Origin of the sequence: Bradyrhizobium embrapense, assembly GCF_001189235.2 — a bacterium.
In the GTDB taxonomy this organism is placed as follows: domain Bacteria; phylum Pseudomonadota; class Alphaproteobacteria; order Rhizobiales; family Xanthobacteraceae; genus Bradyrhizobium; species Bradyrhizobium embrapense.
In genome coordinates this window covers 1-17747 of sequence record NZ_LFIP02000008.1, presented here as the reverse complement: position 1 = coordinate 17747, position 17747 = coordinate 1, and the positions used below count along the sequence as shown (strand labels likewise).

8 protein-coding genes and 1 pseudogene are annotated in these 17747 nt (G+C 62.3%); 1 reads left to right on the top strand and 8 read right to left on the bottom strand.

What is annotated here, in order from left to right; translation table 11 throughout:
- Positions 1-313: 313 nt before the first annotated feature.
- Genes AKN83_RS41450 through metC form a run of 6 tightly spaced genes read right to left on the bottom strand, consistent with a single transcriptional unit; the run spans position 314 to position 5199 of the window.
- Positions 314-697: a hypothetical protein gene (locus AKN83_RS41450; RefSeq protein WP_050404178.1), complete on the bottom strand. Its 384-nt coding sequence runs from the start codon at positions 695-697 to the stop codon at positions 314-316.
- A complete protein-coding gene (locus AKN83_RS28645; RefSeq protein WP_050404254.1) occupies positions 694-1701 on the bottom strand; it encodes a succinylglutamate desuccinylase/aspartoacylase family protein in 1008 nt (335 codons plus the stop codon). The genes AKN83_RS41450 and AKN83_RS28645 overlap by 4 nt, the downstream gene beginning before the upstream one ends.
- 10 nt (positions 1702-1711) lie before the next feature.
- Positions 1712-2482: an amino acid ABC transporter ATP-binding protein gene (locus AKN83_RS28640; protein WP_050404177.1), complete on the bottom strand. Its 771-nt coding sequence runs from the start codon at positions 2480-2482 to the stop codon at positions 1712-1714.
- Entirely contained in the window at positions 2482-3126 is a 645-nt protein-coding gene (locus tag AKN83_RS28635) for an amino acid ABC transporter permease (RefSeq protein ID WP_050404176.1), read from the bottom strand. The genes AKN83_RS28640 and AKN83_RS28635 overlap by 1 nt, the downstream gene beginning before the upstream one ends.
- The gene (locus AKN83_RS28630) at positions 3126-3965 is read right to left on the bottom strand and encodes a transporter substrate-binding domain-containing protein (protein ID WP_050404175.1); all 840 of its coding nucleotides are present in this window, start codon (positions 3963-3965) and stop codon (positions 3126-3128) included. Before AKN83_RS28630 ends, AKN83_RS28635 begins: the two co-directional genes overlap by 1 nt.
- A 28-nt stretch (positions 3966-3993) precedes the next feature.
- The gene (metC, locus tag AKN83_RS28625) at positions 3994-5199 is read right to left on the bottom strand and encodes a cystathionine beta-lyase (protein ID WP_050404174.1); all 1206 of its coding nucleotides are present in this window, start codon (positions 5197-5199) and stop codon (positions 3994-3996) included.
- A gap of 104 nt (positions 5200-5303) precedes the next feature.
- On the opposite strand from metC, the gene AKN83_RS28620 reads away from it, so the two are divergent.
- Entirely contained in the window at positions 5304-6206 is a 903-nt protein-coding gene (locus AKN83_RS28620; protein ID WP_050404173.1) for a LysR substrate-binding domain-containing protein, read from the top strand.
- Here AKN83_RS28620 and AKN83_RS28615 read toward each other — a convergent pair.
- Together AKN83_RS28615 and AKN83_RS28610 are read right to left on the bottom strand one after the other, a co-directional pair.
- A pseudogene (locus tag AKN83_RS28615) lies at positions 6179-7008 on the bottom strand (ArdC family protein). The gene AKN83_RS28620 and the pseudogene AKN83_RS28615 sit on opposite strands and share 28 nt — an antisense overlap.
- 744 nt (positions 7009-7752) lie before the next feature.
- The gene (locus AKN83_RS28610; RefSeq protein ID WP_063695576.1) at positions 7753-17682 is read right to left on the bottom strand and encodes a filamentous hemagglutinin family protein; all 9930 of its coding nucleotides are present in this window, start codon (positions 17680-17682) and stop codon (positions 7753-7755) included.
- Between the last annotated feature and the right edge of the window lie 65 nt (positions 17683-17747).

The window sequence follows — 17747 nt, the reverse complement described above, 5'->3', positions numbered from 1 at the left end:
CCGATCAGAAGCGCGGAAAGTCCGCTGCGCCCGCGCGAGAACGTGACCATGAGGTCGCAGCCCTATCCTTGGCCGGTGCATGATGGCCCAATGGGATTGCCGGCTCCCCGCTTGAATCGTCTCGCAGGAGCACCCGGCCTCCTTGGCCGCAGGCACCGCGCGATCCAGTGCGCTGGCGGCCCGTTCCTTGCGCACCTCGGCGTATCCTGCGAGCATCTCGCCATTCCGTGCTCCTATTTCCGAAAGGAGCGCTCCACGACGAAGATGACCGATACTTTGGCGCCGAGGGATTTTGCGAGCGCCAGCCCTTGCGCTACCCCGCCATTTCCGATCCATCGGTCGGTATGAAAATATGCCGGTACTTCCTTGCCTCCCGATTGTTGGAACGACTTATCGAGGCTTTCGACGCACGTTTGGCATGGCCGTAGGGGAAGTCGACCGCCACCGAAATCCACTTCCAGCCTTCGGTGGCGACCTGTTCGGCTTCCAGTTTCAGCTTGTCGGTGACAAGGCGGTCCAACAAGGCAACGTCTTGCAAATGTCCGCCATTGTCATGCTCGAACAGATCACGCAAAACGCCGCCGTCTGTCATGCTTTTTGCGGTAACGAGAATCGGGACATCACGGCCGGTTGGGCGTTTCACGATTGCCGAGATGATCGGGCTCAGATTCGGCTGATCCGCGCCCGTAACAATCATTCTTCGATTGAGTTTGACATCATTCCATACAGAGCATCACCTGCCGCGGTTAATGTCGGAAATCGGCGCCAGCAAACGATGCCATCGGCTTTGAAAGTCAGCACCGATGGGTTCGCCAGGGGGTCGTCGAGACGGTGCAGGTTTCCAGCCACTTGTCCGCGCGTCACCGCCTGTCCAAGCTCCACGAAGGGCTCGAACAGACCGGCATGGACAGCAAAAATCGAACTCGCTGGTCCCAAAGATCGCGCGAAGCGCGTGACAGGCGCTTGAACGACGTCCAGATCAGGCGCGATCCCGTAGTCGCGCAGCACGCGTCGAAGTCCGGCTTCGGCAAATTCCAGCCCTTGCCGCGAGAGCGTCGTTCCGCTGCCTAGCTCCGTCGTGATGGCGGGAACACCAAGCTGCTCGGCAGCTGCATAAAGCGTGCTTGCCGCTCCTCCCCCAGTGCCCTTGGTGATAACACTGAAGGGCGCTGCAAAACTTCTGAGAAGGCGATGGATCTGCTTTGTTTCTTCCTCGGCCTTCCCTTCGCGAGCCAGCGCCAATGGCAAATGATCAAGCGACGAGCCGCCCGAATGAAGGTCGATAATCACATCTGCCATAGACAATAATTCGGTGACCACATAATGCGCGATCATTTCTGTCGGCGTGCCTTGGGCGTCGCCTGGAAACAGACGATTGAGGTTACCGTCGTCCAATGGTGAATTGCGGCGTCCCGCAGCCACGGCGGGCTGATTCAACGCGGGAAGAATGATAACACGTCCGGCAATTTTGGCCGACGAAAGTTCGCGAGCGAGTTTGAGAAGGGCCACTTGTCCCTCATATTCATCACCATGCGTACCCGCGGTAAACAACGCTGTTGGGCCGCTTTGCCCATTGATGCAGACCATGGGCACGGGAATCCAGCCGTAGGCCGAGGTGTTAGAGGAATAAGGCACTCGGGCAAAGTCGGATTGCACGCCCGTTTTGCCGAAATCGATTTCCGTCCAGATCCGACTTTTCATCATCGATCCATCACGCAATTCCGTTGAGGAAGGCGCGAACGCGCATGTTTTCCGAAGCGCCGAAGAAGCGCTCAGGAGGATTGGTTTCGACGATAACCCCATTATCCATGAAAACGACCTGATCGGCTATATCGCGCGCAAACTGCATCTCATGAGTCACAACAATCATGGTTGTCCCTGACTTGGCGATGTCCCGCATCACAGCCAGCACTTCGCCTCGAAGTTCGGGATCCAATGCCGATGTCGGCTCATCGAACAACATGACCTCCGGTTTCATGGCAAGACTGCGGGCAATGGCGACTCGCTGCTTCTGGCCGCCCGAAAGCCTTGAGGGGTAGACATCGATTTTGTCCATCAACCCCATCAGAGTGAGGAGCCGCTTGCCTTCGTCGGCGGCTTCCGGTCTCTTAACATTCTTGACGCTGACGAGGCCTTCGATGACGTTTTGGAGCGCCGTCATATGCGGAAAAAGATTGAAACTCTGGAACACCATAGCGGTTTTGGATCGGATGTCGCGAAAGAGCCTTGCAGCATGCGGCGATATACACTTGCCGCCTTCGAACACCGCCTCGACGCCGCAGACGGAAACCGAACCCGATGTCGGCATTTCCAAAAAATTGAGCGACCGCAATAGCGTCGTCTTGCCGGAACCGGAGGGTCCGACGATAACGACGACTTCCCCGGCCCGGACGGAAAAATCGATGCCTTTAAGCACCTCGAGATCGCCAAAGCGCTTAGTGAGATTAGAGACGCAAACCAAATCTTGATCGGTCGATGTCATCACATGTGCCTCGACAGGCGGTCTTCAATTATCATTTGCAGGACGGTCAGAAGCTGATTGATGGTCCAGTAGATCACGCCGGCCATGAGAAACATATCGAGGTAGCGGAAGCTCGCTGCTCCCACCTGTTCGGCGACGCGCGTGAGTTCTACCACCGTGACCGTCGATGCGAGGGAGGTGTCTTTCATCAGTGCGATCAGACGACTGCCCACTGTCGGCGTAGCGATGCGAAGCGCCTGCGGCATAATTATCCGTGTGAATGTCTTGATCCGGCTCATCCCGAGGGTTGCGGCTGCCTCCCATTGTCCCTTTTCAACGGCAAGGATGCCGGAGCGGAAATTCTCGCTCAAATACGACGCCGAGAATAACGTTAGCGCCAGAATGGCAGACGCAAGCGGATTGAGTACAATGCCCAGGCGCGGAAGCCCGAAATAGACGAGCAGGATCTGCACCAGCAACGGCGTTCCGCGAAAGATGGAAACATAGGCGAAGGCGCCCCATCGCAACAGTGTCACTCCCGACAACCGCATGAGCGCGACCAGCATTCCCAACACAGACCCGAAAATGAAGGACGACGTTCCCAGAAATAATGTGATGGGAAGCGCCATTGCAAACAACGGCAACGCGCGCAGGAAGAGATCCATTATTGCGATTCTCCGGCTGCTTCTTTTTGGGCCGTTGCAATCGCCTGCGTGATCGAATAGGTCACGCCCGTTAGACGATGGGCAAAACTGTCGAGTGTTCCATCCCCTGACATTGACTTGATCGCCGAACTGAGCGCCGCCTTGAGCGATGGCTCACCCTTGCGCAACGCTGGCGCAGCGATCGAATAAGTCAGAGGATCACTGGCTTCCTCGACGCCCATATTTGTTGCCTTCGCGTATTTCAGCCCGCCGAAATGAGAGATGATCACGGCGTCGAGCCGGCCGTTGTTCAAATCCTGAAAGATGAAGCTGCCATTATCGTATCCCTTGATGGTCGCGCCCGGCAGATGCGAGATTGACCATGCCTCATTGGCGCTACCCGTGGTGACGCCGACCGATTTTCCTTTGAGATCGTTTATGCCGCGAATGGATTTGTTGCCGGCTTTAACGAAAATGCGAAAGTCCTCTACGCCATAGGGCTCGGCAAAATCCACGCGCAGACTGCGTTCTTTGGTCGGCGATAGATCGTTGAAGACCGTATCGTATTTGTCCGCTTCCAACCCTTCGACAAAATTCTTGTAACTGTCGATAACGAATTCCAACTTGGCGACGCCCATACGTTTGGCAACTTCCTTGACAACTTCGACGTCGTAACCGGCAGGCTGATTGTCATCTCCGAGATAGGTCCAAGGAGGACTTGTCTGGGTGATTGCGACACGCATGACGCCCTTGCTTCGAATGCTCGCCAGCTTAGTATCGTTGTCAGCGAATGCCGGTGAGGTGATAGCCAAAGCGGCCAATGACGATGCGAACAGCAATGGGACATACTTCGACTTCATGCGTGCTCTCCCTGTGACAGCTAGTAGGTTAGACGTTCGAGCGATCGCGAGTTGTCTCAACGCCCGATCGCCTTAGCTGAAGCGCTTCAAAGAAGTGAACGAGATCGAGCCAGAGATCCTCGGGATCTTCGAGACCGACACTGATGCGTATCAGAGGACGGGCTTCGTCCCAGGGCCGCACGCTGCGATCGCCTTCCATGTTCATTGGCGCAATCAGGCTTCTCGTGCCCCCCCAGGATGCGCCGATTGCGAAAATTCTGAGAGCGGACAATCCCGCCGCCAGCCGATTTCTAAATTCGGGCCTCAACTGAATGCTGAACACCGCACTGGAGCCCGCAAAATCGCGTACCCAGATGTCGTGGCCGGGACAGGATGGCAGGCACGGATGGAGGACGTTTTCCACGGCGGGAAAGGCGCCGAGAAGTCTCGCGAACTTTTCGGAAACGTGTCCCATGTGCTTGACGCGCACGCCCATCGTCTCGATGCCGCGTAGAGCAAGGGATCCCTCGTCTGGCGAGACGCCAATGCCGAGCATGCGCATGGTGTCCTTGAGCGCATTGCGGAGTTCGAGGTCGGCCACGGTGATCGATCCAAGCAAAAGATCAGAATGGCCGCCGACGTATTTCGTGAGCGCCTCCGCCGCAAAGTCGACGCCATGCTTCAACGGCTTAAACAAGAGCGGGCTGGCCCAGGTGTTATCACAGCCGACCAGCACGCCCCGCGCCTTGGCGGCGCGAACGATCGCCGGCACATCCTGGACTTCCATGGTGCCGGAGCCCGGCGACTCCACCCAGATCAGACGGGTCCGGTCGTCGATGAGACCGGCAATATCGGCACCAATCAGGGGATCATAGACCTCGAACAGGATGCCGCGCGGCACTAGATAGTCCGAACAAAACCGGCGCACCGGCGGATAGACCGTATCGGGGATGAGCACCTTGTCGCCGGGCTTTAGTACGGAAAGAAAAACGACCGTCACCGCGGCCTGGCCCGAAGGTACCAACACGGTCCGGATACCCCCGTGCAGTTCCGTTAGTTGAGCTTCTAGCGTCCGCGTTGTCGGCGTGCCGTGCAGGCCGTAACTGTATCCATCCGTACCGCGCTTGGACCGTTCGGCGAAAGATTGCAGATCGGGATAGACAATGGTCGAGGCGCGATAAGTTGGGACTGCCAGGCTGGCGAAACCTTCATGTGAGACGGCAGGATGATGGACGCAGCGTGTCAGATCATGCATGGAAACCTCGGATCGGATCGGATCGGATCGAGGATAGCCGGCTGGGGTATGCATTCAATTGACGTAATGGTATAGACCTATGAGTTCATTTTATAGGCTGAGCGATGCACTATCGGCAGATCGATACATTCCGGGCCGTCATCATCTCGGGCTCGGCTTCGCGCGCCGCGAAAATGCTCGACATAACTCAGCCGGCGGTGAGCCGCGCGATTGCTGAACTCGAGAAATCTGTCGGTTTTCCCCTTTTCGACCGAACGAGTGGTCGGTTGACGCCGACCGCCGAGGGAAGCCTTCTCTTCACTGAAGTCGACAAAGCTTTTGTCGGTCTCGACAAGCTGCGCGCCGAGGCCGCGCGCATTAGGGATTTCGGCATGGGCGCGATCCGCATCGCAAGCCTGTCGGCCCTCGGTAACACGCTCGTGCCTCGTGCAATCCGCGCGTTTCAGAAGCGGCATCCCCGTATTCCGCTGACGCTGCAGATTCACGCCTCGTCCATGGTTCGGGAACTGGTGGTCAGCGGAAGCTTTCATATGGGGTTGGCCGCCGACGAGGTCGATCTCACTGGTGTACACCACCAGGACTTTGGGATGGTGCACGCGGTCTGCGCGCTACCCCCCGGCCATCCACTTGCCAAAAAGCCGTTCGTTGAAGCCGCCGATTTGCATAAGCGCAATTTCATTGCCTTGGCGCCCGAGGACCGCGCGCGGCACCGGTTGGAGGCGGTGCTGCGAAATCAGGATATCCGGCCGCAGATCGTGGCGGAAACGCCGAGTTCTATAACGGTGTGTGCGCTGGTTCTCGCAGGCGTCGGAATTGGCATGGTGAATCCGACCTCCGCTGCGGGTCTCACTGACACTGGGTTGATTTTGCGGCCACTTCGGCCGCAGATCGAGTTCCGCAGCGTGCTTCTGTTTCGCGAAGACATCCGCACCTCTCAAACCTACAAAGGCATGATTGACGAGCTCTTGAAAGCGCGCAGCTATTTTAGCTTCAAAGGCGCCGGTTGACGGCTTGGAGTTCGTCCGGGTGTCGACGACGTGGCCGCTGCCCTTAGTGAGGATACGGCGGGAGCGGTCGGTGAACCATGTCGCGCGGCTTTGTGGTCGCCGATTCCCGCTTCGGAGGCTTTAAGTTGGAGCGAAGTTGGTAACGAAACGGAGGAGATAATCCGCGACCCTTGCTCGCCAGCGAGGCGGTTGAGACGCGATGCATGGCCGCTGGCATGCGCCAACTCGTGCAAGGCCGTTCGATACCAGTTGATCGGCTCGAGATAGGTTTGCGGTGGCGGCACCTGTAGTCTTCCGCCGGCACGTAGAAGGCGCGATTGCCGCAAATGCGGAAGTCGATCCCGCTCGCCTTGATCAGTATTCAACATCTGGCGCGATGAGGCCCGACGGCGGAGGTGGCGCCGTCACTGCGATCTCAGAAGGTAAGCCATCGCACTGATCGATGTTGAACACCGTGAAGCGCTTCAGCAACGGGATGGCCTGCGCATCGTCGACTGTTTCGCTGGCGCGCCGCTTTTCGTCGACTGGTACAAAGCGGTCGGCATAAACAACGGTGGTCCCTCGCTCGCCCTTGCGGACGTGACCACGGAATGACAGCGCCTAGCGGAACGTAAGCCAGCTCTGGCCTGTGAATGCGCGTTCGGTGGCAGTGAGAACCTTGATGCCGCTGTATTGACGGCCGGTCGCGGCGCTTTTCGGCATGGCCAACGACGCCGCGCCCCGCGGTACCCCAGAGCGGTACCCACGGCACGCGGCCGCCTCGCCGGCGCACGCCCGAAGATGGTGTCTGGACATCGCGGATCTCCGCGACGGGCGCCGCGAGCCTCTCTCGCAGCCTGTAACCCGTCACGGCAGAACCCGGCCGGCACTCTATGTATATGAACTCTATCCGTCGGCGCGTCCGGGCCTCGCAACTTATCATTGCAGACTGGCTACTTGCTGTGAATGAAGGCCTCGCAAAGCCCAGATTGGCTCGATCGACCGCCACAATGGAGTACATCGAAAAATGGCGCCGAGAACGAACAGCGGAATCGAGTTGGTGAGCCGGATCGTTTGCTGAGCAAACTGGCAGTCAAGCAATCGCCGTTTCTCTCAACCGAAGAGACCGCCCGTGCCTGGTCGTCACCATTGCTTGGCCCCGCGATACTCCGATCTGCTCCCCTCAATGAGGGCTGTTGAGCCTGCTGATTAGCTTGGCCGAGTTCGCCAACGTTCGCCGAAGCTCATCAACCGATATTCGACGACTTTGCCAAAATGAATCTAAGTCATTGAGATTTATGGCGCGCCACCCAGAACAAAACTGCGAACTCCTATAACATTGAAATTGCACTGTAATCTTTGGACATCCATGAGATGAAGCTGGAGGCCTGAGCGAAGCCATCTTTAGAGTCGGTTGTTTCGCGGGTTTGGGCGCTTCATTTGGCGCGGCGGAAGACCAAGCCCAGCCTGTCGCGCGCCGCTTGCAGCATGACGGCGTGCCGACGCTGTCGATGTTCGTGCATCCCGACCCGACTTCCTGCAACTGCGGTCCCGATTTTCTCCCCGATCAACGATTGCCGTGCGGAGACCCAGTCAAGTCACCCAGCCCGATGACCTGGAAAGCACTGTTCTCGTTGTAGGTCCGCTTGTCGCGCGGGTTGCGCTGCTGCTCCGGCGCCGCCTCGGACGGGGTGCCGTCGCCGCCGCCGTAACCCATGACCTCGACGATAATGATCGAAGGCTGGTCATTCGTCTTTGGCGGCGGCGCAGCGGCTTGCTGGCTGGCTGCGGTGGTGTTTGACGCGGCTGTCAGCGCAGCGACCGGCGGTCCCTGCACCGTCGGAATGCCGGTCGAGGTGCCCTGCACCTGGATGTTGGCAGCATTGATGACTTGCAACGCGGCGAGATTGACGTTGCCGGAGACGCGGATGCCGGCTTCGCCCGCATCGATGGTACCGAGCGGCGCGATCAGATCGACGTCGCTCGGCGGCGTGCCCGGAATGGTCGCGAGCGCGGCGATGCCGGCGCCGCTCGCTGGCGCAGCCGGCGACAGCGTGACATTGCCGTAGCTGTCATGGCTCAGCAGCGGCGGCGTGAAGATCGTGGTGGTCTTCGAGCCGCGGCCGGCGTTGATGTCGCCGGTGGCGGACCAGGCGAGGATGTCGCCGCCGAAGGTCGTCATGATGCGGCTCTGGCCGAGCAGGATGCTGCCGAGCGAATAGATGTCGATCGGACTGTCGCGTCCCTGCGTGATCAGGCCTGAACCTGCGCCCGGCACAAGGCCTTCAACACCGAGGATGGTTGGCCCGCCCGGATTGAGGACCTGGATCGCGCCGCCGTACTGGGTGTGGATACCGGTATCGGCCTGATACGGATTGTTGGAAGCGTCCTTCGCGAAGCCGCTGAACATCGTAAGCCCGCCTGAGTAAGTGAGCGGCCTGCCGTTCGCATCCTGGTCGGGAAACAGCATCGCGATCGCCTCGCGGCCGCGCAGATAGCTCTTGTAACGCGGCCCGGCCGTATCATTATACTCGCGACCGCCGAGGGTGAGTTCTTCATAGAACACCTGGCGGACGAACACGCCCTGCTGCTCGCTCGGCAGCGCCAGGAAAAAGGCGAGCGCATCGGCTGCGCTTCCGCTGTACCCGTAACGCTTCTGGAGCCATGCCAACAGCTCGGCGCCATAGGCATGCACCACCTTGCCGCTGCCGGCGAGCGGTGTGCCGTCGCTTGCCAGCTGATTGGCAGGGTCGAAATAGCGTCGAGCGAAATCGGAATAGTCCGGGTCGTTCGCGCCGACGCCGGTCAGCACCGCGATGTCGGCGCCGCCCGCATTGTTGGCAGGATTGACGAGATCCCCGACGCTGGTCAGCGAACCATAGTAGCCCTGGTACAGGTTGCGGCCGGCCTGGATCTGAAGCAGGCCCGGACCGGCCACGTTGACCGACTGGTAGATGATGTCGCGGCCGGCCTGCATCAGCGAAACACTGGTGGGATCGGTGTTGAAGAACACATCCGGCACAGCACCGAGGCCGACGATATCGCGACCGGCTATCACTTCGAACGGCTTGGCCGCGAGATACCAGGTGCTATGAAGGGGATAGAAGCCGCTGGAGGCACTGCGGAACATGCTCAGCGTCGCCCCAAGCTCGAGATCGTCGATATCGACCCCCGCATAGACCCGCGCGGGCTGGGTATCCCCCTGATGCAGGTTGGAGACGGGCGTGTCCTCGCCGAAGGCGATCGGATTGAAAGGCTTGGTGCGGTAGGCCGCGTCCGGCGACGCGTTGGTTCTTGTCGCGCCGAGGTCGAGCACCGGATGGAGCGGCGTCGCGAGTGAGGTCATGTCGGCGCCCGACATCGACAGTACCTGGCCCTGCCCGTAGATCGAGCCCGCCGCCAGCAAATCGAGCTGGCCGTATTGCGACGGTATCATCTCGATCGAGAGACCCCCGCCAAAGCGGATATCGCCGTTGGCGGCTGCCACGATCAGCGTTCCCGGATAGAAGCCGTTCGCGTTCTGCCTGCCGGCGCTGTCTCCCGCCAATAGCGCCACATCGCCGCCCGCCGCGTAGAGATCGATCGCGGTGGCTGACGTCCACAGCGTGAAATTGGTGCGCCCGCCCGAACTCATCAGCGTGGTCGATCCGTCGCCGTTGACCTGGGTGTAGGGCCCGCCATTCACGCTGACCGGTGCCGCCATGCCGGCGTCGCTCGCCCCGCCGATCACGAGGTCGCCGCGCGTGGTGATGCTGACGGTGCCGTCGCCCGGCGTGAACGTCGGACCCTGCGTCTTCATCGAATCCTTGAAGGTGGATGGATCAAGCGTGCGCGGATCGACCGACGAGGCGCCTCCGCTCCTGCCATTCTGGGCCACATCTCCGACCGCGCCGGCACGAACGCTGATGTTGCCGCGCAGATCGGCAACCGAACCGAAATAATCGGGCACGAAGGCGCCGGACGCGGTGAGTGGATTCATGGGATTGAGAATGCCTCCGACGCTCAGCGTCAGGTCGCCGCCGCCGGTCTGCAACAGCGTTCCGTTCGGCAGCAGCCGCCCGGTCGAAGCGACCGCAAGATCGAGCCCGGTCGACGTATTTGCGCCGCCGCCGTCGGCCGCGCCGGCATTGCGGCCTGCGATGACCGTCAGGTTGCCGCCGCCGAGCGTACCGATCCCCTGGAAGCCGACGAGGGAAGCGCCGGATGCATTCTGGTCGGCTTTGACGAAGGTGCCGAAGTTGATCCACCACGCGGTCGGATCCGCCGACAGCCCGCCGCCCCCCTGGGTTTGCAGCCAGTTGCCGATCCGATTCGAGTCGACATAGCGGGACGAGTTGTCTGCGGTCGCGATGTAGCCGGTGACATCCTGCTGCGCCACCAGCAGCAGATCGCCGCCATGCTCCGGATACCAGGCATGCGTGACGCCATTTCGTATCGCGCCGATCACGTCGTATGGATTGCTGCCGTTGACCAGAATCGGGGCGGCCTGCGTGCCGGCGGTGTAGACGCCATACGGCGTTGCTTCGCTGAAGCTGCCGCCCGCGAGCAATTCGAGGCTACCGGTGCCGGTGCGAACCACGCTGAAGTAGGCGCCATTGGCGGAGTCGCCATAGGCGGGATCACTGAGCGTCAGATTGCCCCCGCCGTTGAGCGCGCGAGCCGGTTGCAGCGCGCGCTGGTCGGCGGCCGAGAGGTCGGCGCCGGCCGTCAGCCGCAGCGATGCCGATTGCGAACCGCTCGCCAACATGGTGGACCAAGGCGAGGTACCGTCGCTTGCGGCCGGGATGGCGGGCCCCGACGGCGCGGCGAATACGCCGCCGACGGAAGATGCCTCGGAGACCGGAACGACCACCAGGTTAAGAATAGTATTGGCCGGAATGGTCTGCCCGGGGGCATAGCGATGGCCGCTTAGGTCCCTCGGATAGAACGGCACCAACAGGCCCCAGCTTGTCGGAACAGTCCAGGCGGCAGTCGTTTGCACCGTCTGACCAATGCTCAACAGATAGTTTGTGCGGACAATCCGGAAGGCAGAACTCACGGTGATGTCGGCAACCGCCGAATAGAGCGCTGGCGCCTCGCCTGCCATCTGGAAGCCGTCCGAGATGCTTCCATTGACGGCGAAATTGCCGGCGGCGCGAACCACGAGAGCCATCGGCTCTCCCGCACCGTAGGTCGCCGACGCCGTATTGGTATCCGCACTCGGTCCGTAGCGATATATCGAGAGGTCGATGTTGCCCGACGTCGAAAGGTCGCCGCTCGAGGTGATTTCGACACCCGGACGCAGATGGAACCTGCTGCCGTAGGCGGACAAACCGGCTAAGTTCGCCGTCAGGCGCGTATTGCCGAGCGCCGCGTTGATGAACGCCGTGCTCGCCACGTCGTAACCATCGAGCGTTGCCTGGTTGATGGTGCTGCCAGCAGGCAGGTCGTAGGTCCAGAACGCATTGAGCGCGATACTGTTCGCTCCCTTGATCGTGAGCGAGCCTGAGGCGCTGATCGCGATGTCACCAGAGGTTTCGCCGGTGCGCTGCGCGTTCAGCACTACGTCACCGTAAGCAATGCCGTCTGGCGTCGAGAGATCCATGGTTGCGCCCGAAGACAACGTGAGCGCACCGCCCGCCGCCGTCAATTCGATATGGCCACGGTTCTTGGCCTCGATCGGCTGGCCGTAGCTGTCCGTCTGCAGCACCGTGCCGTGAACATCGAGCGCGGAGTTCGATGCAAGCGTGAGGCCGTGGCCGGCGGAAAGGCGGATCGTGCCGGGGGCGGCGCCGCTGGCGTCGATCGTGCCGGCGACAATCAAGCCGCCGCTGTCGACCGACACGGTCATGCTGTGCGCCTTGACGCCGTCGCCGATCACGAGGTCACCGGTCCTGATGTCAAAGCTGCGGGCGTCGAACAAGCCGCCTTGAGTCAGGAGAGCATTGAGCGCGGCGAAATCGGCGCTGCTCATGTTCGCGGCGGTGACGCTGAAATCGCCGCTGGTGTTGCTGCCGGTGGCACTGCCGACGAGGCGACCGCCGAACGAAACGGTGCCGTTACGCGCACTGACGCTGATCGATCCCGCGCTGGCGTTGGTAGCGGACACATCGATCACCGAGCCGGCCGCCTGCGTGAATCCGCCCTGGCTGGTGGTGAAGATCGCGGTGCCGCCGAAGCCGTAGACGGTCGCTCGCTGGATCGTCGAGGGCTGGCCGGAGAGGTCGATGCGGCTGGTGCTGCCGAGCGAGATGCCGTTGGTCGCGTTCACCACCAGCTTGCCGCTCGGCAACAGGACGGTGCTGGCGATCGCAACGCTGTCGCCGGTCAGGTCGATCTCGGCGCCGGAGACCGTGGAGGTCGCCGCGCTCGGCGCGAGCCCCGCGGGCACGGTGATATCAAGCGCGCCGCCGGCGGTGTAGTTCATGATCGACTTCTGCGTGCCGGTCAGCAGCGGCGTCGACAGCGTCAAATTGCCGCCGGTGCCGCTTTGGCCGAACACCGCGCCGGCAGCCGTGCTCGGCGCCTGGAAGACGTAGAGCGAGCTGTTGCCGGCGGAGACGATCTGCGAGCTCGCGGTGAAATTGACGTTGTCGAAGCCGTAGATGACGCGGCTCGGGGTGGTCGAGTCCAGCGATGCGAACTTGCCGAGGTCGATCTCGCTTGCGACGAGATTGAGCGTGCCGAGACCGCTCCCAAGTCCACCCGCGCCAAGCGCCGGCGGGGTCGCGCCGGCGATACCGTTCCAGGTGATCTTGCCAGCTGCAATGGTCGCGGTATCGCCCGCGCTGCCGTAGCCGTAGATCGCCGGCGTATTCAGCACGAGATTGATGCCGGTGCCGGTGGCGTCGAGTCCGGCCGAACCGAACAGGTTGACGGAACTCGCCGCGCTCAGCGTGATCCTCTCCAGCGCCGGCGCGGCATGGGTGGGGTCGCCGTGCACGAGCACATCGAACAGGGCCTGATTGAAAAGGAAGCCGGCCGGCGCGCCGGCCGCGGCAATCGTACCGCTGTCCCCGATATTGATGCTGCCGACCGCGAGCGTGATGTTGCGCGATCCGAAATGCGCGGACGGATCGATGCTCGATGCACCGTTGGTGGCGAACACCAGCGTGCCTTCGGAATAGAGCTGCGAGTTGGCACCGATCGTGATCGAACCGGAACCTCCGTTCGACCCGAGAAAATTGAGGTTGCCGTTCGACAGCGCCAGCACCGTGGTGCCGCTGGCGGTGGTGTAGCTCATGCCGAGGGAGGTGGAGTCGAACGGCGCGGGCCCCTGCCCGATGGTGCTGAGCGTGACGTTGTTGCCGATCGTGATATTGCCGCCGACTAGGAACACTTCACTTGCCGTCAGCGTAACCCCGTCGCGGATGAAGATGTCGCTCCCGCCGATATAGGTCACCGTGCCGTTGACGATGGCGTCGTAGCCGTTGACGATCAACCGCGGCGCGCCGATCGCATCCAGGTCTGCCGCACGGACCGATACGCCGGCAAAGCCCGCGGTCGGAGCATCGGCGTAGATCTCGCCGACGCCGCGGGTGACCAGCTGGCCGGCAAAGCCGCCTTGGCCGGGTTGGAACAATGCGGTGCCCTCGAACGACAATGCCTCTGCAGCCGGCGTCGTCGATGGCTGCTCGAACGCAACGACCAGCGTCTTGCCGTCCGCAGGCAGCAGTGGCCGCACGCCGCCGAACTGCGTCGTGTTCGCGATCAGGAAGTCGCTGTAGTTCTGCTCATTGTATTGAGAATACTTGCGTACCGCTACTCCGGCCGTGATCAACGCCTGAGATGCAAGTGCGCTTCTGATCCCGGTATTGGCAACCCCCGTGTAGGCGGAGACCGCGTAGGTGCCGTTGCCGATCGCAACTGGACTGCTGATCGGCGTGCGCGCGGCCGCACCAAGTTCGATGCGATAAGCCCCGGGCAATAGCGCGTAGTTCGACGGCAACAGCGTGTAGGTGCCGGCAGGCAGGCCCGGCACGCCTGCCGGAATCGTGATCTGCTGGCCGATCGCCGGATCGCCGGCGCCATTTTCCGGCGCAACGGGCGCATAGGCCGACGTGTAGCCGGGCAAAATGGCATAGACCTTGTCGCTTGCCTTGCTGACAGGCGTAGCCGGGTTGGCGTTGATCAGCGGCGTGTTGAGCACGTTGACCGAGCCGCCGCGGCCCGAGATGAAGCCCGCGCCGGTCAGATTTCCGCCACCGGACAGGTCGAGCGTGGCGCCGCCCTGGACGTTGACCGATTGCCCATCCAGCATGATGCCGGAGAGCGGATTGCCTTCCGAGGTCAGGTTAGTCAGCCCGATTGGACGAACACTCGCGCCGTTGTAGCTGTAGGTCACGCCATCGACGGTGCCGCCATAAGGGATGGTCATGCCCGCCATCGAGACCGAGGTCAGGCTGCCCGGCAGCACGTCCACCCGTTGCGTCGGAATTCGGTTGTCGAACGGATTGTTGTTGCCGAGCACGACGCTGCCGAATGGCGCACGGACGATGCCGCCCTGTTCGACAATTGGCGCGGCGAGCGCGAGGCTGCCGAATACGGATAGCGGTGCATCCGGAATGGTGTCGGTGCTGCGGCCGATGGTCAGCGTGGGCGGCTGATCCAACTGCGCAGCGGTAAAATTGTTCTGCCCGGCGGTGACGATCGCGACAACGCCCGTGGCCGGATAGAGCTGGGCGGCGATGAGTTCGAGATTCCAGTCGGTCGAGAGCCTCGTCGGCTGCCCCGCCGTGGGGATGCCCAGGAAGCGGATGTCGCCTTTGCTCACGAACCTGATGTCGGCAAAGCCGGGCGCATACATGCTGTTCGGCGAGGACGCGGAGAACTGGATCACCCCCTGCACGTCGATCTGGTTGGCATCGACCTCGAAACTCGCCCTGCTCGGCACGCCGGCCGAGCCGGGATTGCCGATGAATCCGGCGGTGGTTGCCACTGGTTCGCGCAGCAATACATAGGGCGCCGACAGCAGGACGTCGCCGGTCGGAATCGGCGCGGAAGGATCTGGCTGGCTCGGCGAGCCGACGGGCACCGGCAGGCCCGGCACCGCGGCGCCCGACGTGAAGGCCGCAGCCGTGAGCGTAATGCTTTGGCCAAGCGCGAGCGACACATTGCCGGAGAACTGCATGTAGTCGCCCGAGCTCAGCAACAGATTGCCGAAGCCGCCGGCCTTGACCATGTCGGCACTGACCAAGGCCTGGCCGAATGTCAGGTTCGAAGCATCGGTCCCCGGTGCGATGTCGACGGGCAGCAACGCTTGGTGCGTCTGGGTCACGATGATCGTGCTGGGTACAAGCGCATTTGCGGGCACGAAGGAGCCGTCGGCGGGGAAGACTGCGCTGAGCAACGAGATCGACAGGCTGCCGCCCGCCCCCCCTGCACCGCCGGCCGCGGCGTGAATATTGCCGTCGAGATAGAGGCCGCTCGACGAGCTGAGTGTGATGGAGCCGCCATTGCTCACGACCGCCTGCGCGCTGCCGACCGCATTTGGTGACATGCCGGCAGCGGAATTGACGGTGATGTTGGCGCCGTCGGCGTTGAGTTCGGCGCCGGGCCGGACGATTACGAAGCCGGTTGCGCCGCCCAGGTTGATGCTGCCGCCATCGGTGACGGTGCCATAGGCCCGCCCCGCATTGTCAGTGGCCGTATAAGCCGCGCCCGACACGTCGAGCGCGGCGTTTGCGCCGATCCAGAGCGACAGGGCACGGCCTTGGCCGTATGCGTCGAAGTTGCGCGAGGCCTCCAGTGAATTGTCGGACTCGTTGATCAGCGTGATGCTGCCACCATGCGCGGTCAGCCGGCCGTCCATCGTGATCTGATTATAGGCATCGAGCTTGATGCTCTGACCGGGATCGACCGTGATCGACGCACCGTCGCCGATCACGATCGGGCCGCCGCCGTGTTCCAGGCCGCCCTTGATCAATGCATGCAGCGTTACGCTGGCGCCGGTCCGCTGCGTCAGCGTCGCGCTCAGCGGGTTTTCGGTGAACAGCGGCGGCTGCCACAACGTCAGTGCCGTTGCCGGATCGGCACCGCTCCGCGCGGCGTAGCTGCTGGCCGTGAACCGGTAGACCGGCATGGTCGGCGCAACGGCCGTCCCATTCGTCACCAGCGTCTCGGTCCCGCCGTTGACGTCGTAGTTGGCGAAACCGGATGCGAAGAGGCTTGGTGTGAGGACGACCGGCGACTGGACCGCGACGGTGACGCCGAGGCTGGTTCCGGCAGGGATCACGGCGCCGGGCGCATACGTGGTGGCCGTCGAGCTCACATTCCCGGCGGCAATCGTGTAGGTGAAGGCCGTCGTTCTGATGCCATTCGGAAATGTCCCGGACGGGACGACATAGCCGACCGGGAAGGCGCCACCGAAAGCAGAAACGTTCGTGCCCGCCGGAATCGTCTGGCCGGACGTGTAGTTTGTGAGAGTATTGTAATCGATGGCCGACATGCTAGTCGGCACGATCCAATCCTGTTGAACGGTGACGCCGTTCTGCCCGCTGCCATCCGTGCGCTGATCTCCTGGCACAACGCCGCCCGGCAGCGGTGTATCGAGAGGCGTCTGCGTCAGCACCGTGCTGTACGGCATCGGCAGCGGCTGGCCGGCGGGAATCGTCAGCGGCTGCGCCAGGACGAGGTTCGCCTTCGCGGGCGTGTTCGCTTGCAGCGTGCCGCCGAACAGGCTTGCTTGATCGCTGATGACCACGGTCCCCGGCGTCGAGATGGTCAGTGTGCCTCCGCCGCTGACGCCGGCCGCACGAATGCTGCTGCCGAGCGTCAACGTTCCATTGACGGCGGTGCCGCCGCCGGCGGGATCCACGGCGATGAGGGTGACATTGCCGCCCTTGCCGCCCTTCGTCTTGCCGTTGGCAAGAATGGCTCCGCCCGATGAGACATCGATCGCGCTGCCACCGGCGAGCGTCACGTCACCGGTGGAATCGAAGGTGACGTTGCCGCCGTCGAGGAAGCCGAGACCTGATGCGCTGTTCGGGTCAAGCTGCGCATTGACCCAGAGCCCGCGGGTATCGATGGTAACGCCGGATTCCAGCGTCAGCGACGCGCCTCCGGTCGCATTGGTCAGCGTGACCGTGCCGGTTGCGGCATTGAGGATGTTGCTGACCGTGACGCTGCCGGAGCGCGCGGTGATGTCGGCTGCGATATCGACGGTCGGCGCGATCAGCTTGACCTGCGCCCCGGCCGAGAACTCGAGCGGTGCATTGATCGCGATCTTGTTTGATGTGTTGATGTTGACGCCGCCGAGGCCGAAGCTGTTGAGCGTCGGCGCGTCGAACCAGGCCGTGTTGGCGCGATCCGTCGGCAGCGCGGAGGTCAAGCCGAGATTGCCGGTGACCGGCGCGACATTGCCGAACGTCACATCGGTGGTGTAGGCGCCGGCGAGGCCGTAGCCGTTGTACTGCCCGAGCGCCAGCGTGCCGGCGAGCGGCAGGGTGTTCTGGGTCAGCTTGTAGCCGTCGGTGACGCCGGCCGGGCGTTTGGCGATCTGGGTTTCGCCGTCGATCACACCGGCGAGGACGTTTGGCGATCTGGGTTTCGCCGTCGATCACACCGGCGAGGACCGTGCCCTCG

Coding starts and splice junctions, on each gene's coding strand:
- AKN83_RS41450 (WP_050404178.1), bottom strand. CDS start 697: ATGATTGTTACGGGCGCGGATCAGCCGAATCTGAGCCCGATCATCTCG.
- AKN83_RS28645 (WP_050404254.1), bottom strand. CDS start 1,701: ATGAAAAGTCGGATCTGGACGGAAATCGATTTCGGCAAAACGGGCGTG.
- AKN83_RS28640 (WP_050404177.1), bottom strand. CDS start 2,482: ATGACATCGACCGATCAAGATTTGGTTTGCGTCTCTAATCTCACTAAG.
- AKN83_RS28635 (WP_050404176.1), bottom strand. CDS start 3,126: ATGGATCTCTTCCTGCGCGCGTTGCCGTTGTTTGCAATGGCGCTTCCC.
- AKN83_RS28630 (WP_050404175.1), bottom strand. CDS start 3,965: ATGAAGTCGAAGTATGTCCCATTGCTGTTCGCATCGTCATTGGCCGCT.
- metC (WP_050404174.1), bottom strand. CDS start 5,199: ATGCATGATCTGACACGCTGCGTCCATCATCCTGCCGTCTCACATGAA.
- AKN83_RS28620 (WP_050404173.1), top strand. CDS start 5,304: ATGCACTATCGGCAGATCGATACATTCCGGGCCGTCATCATCTCGGGC.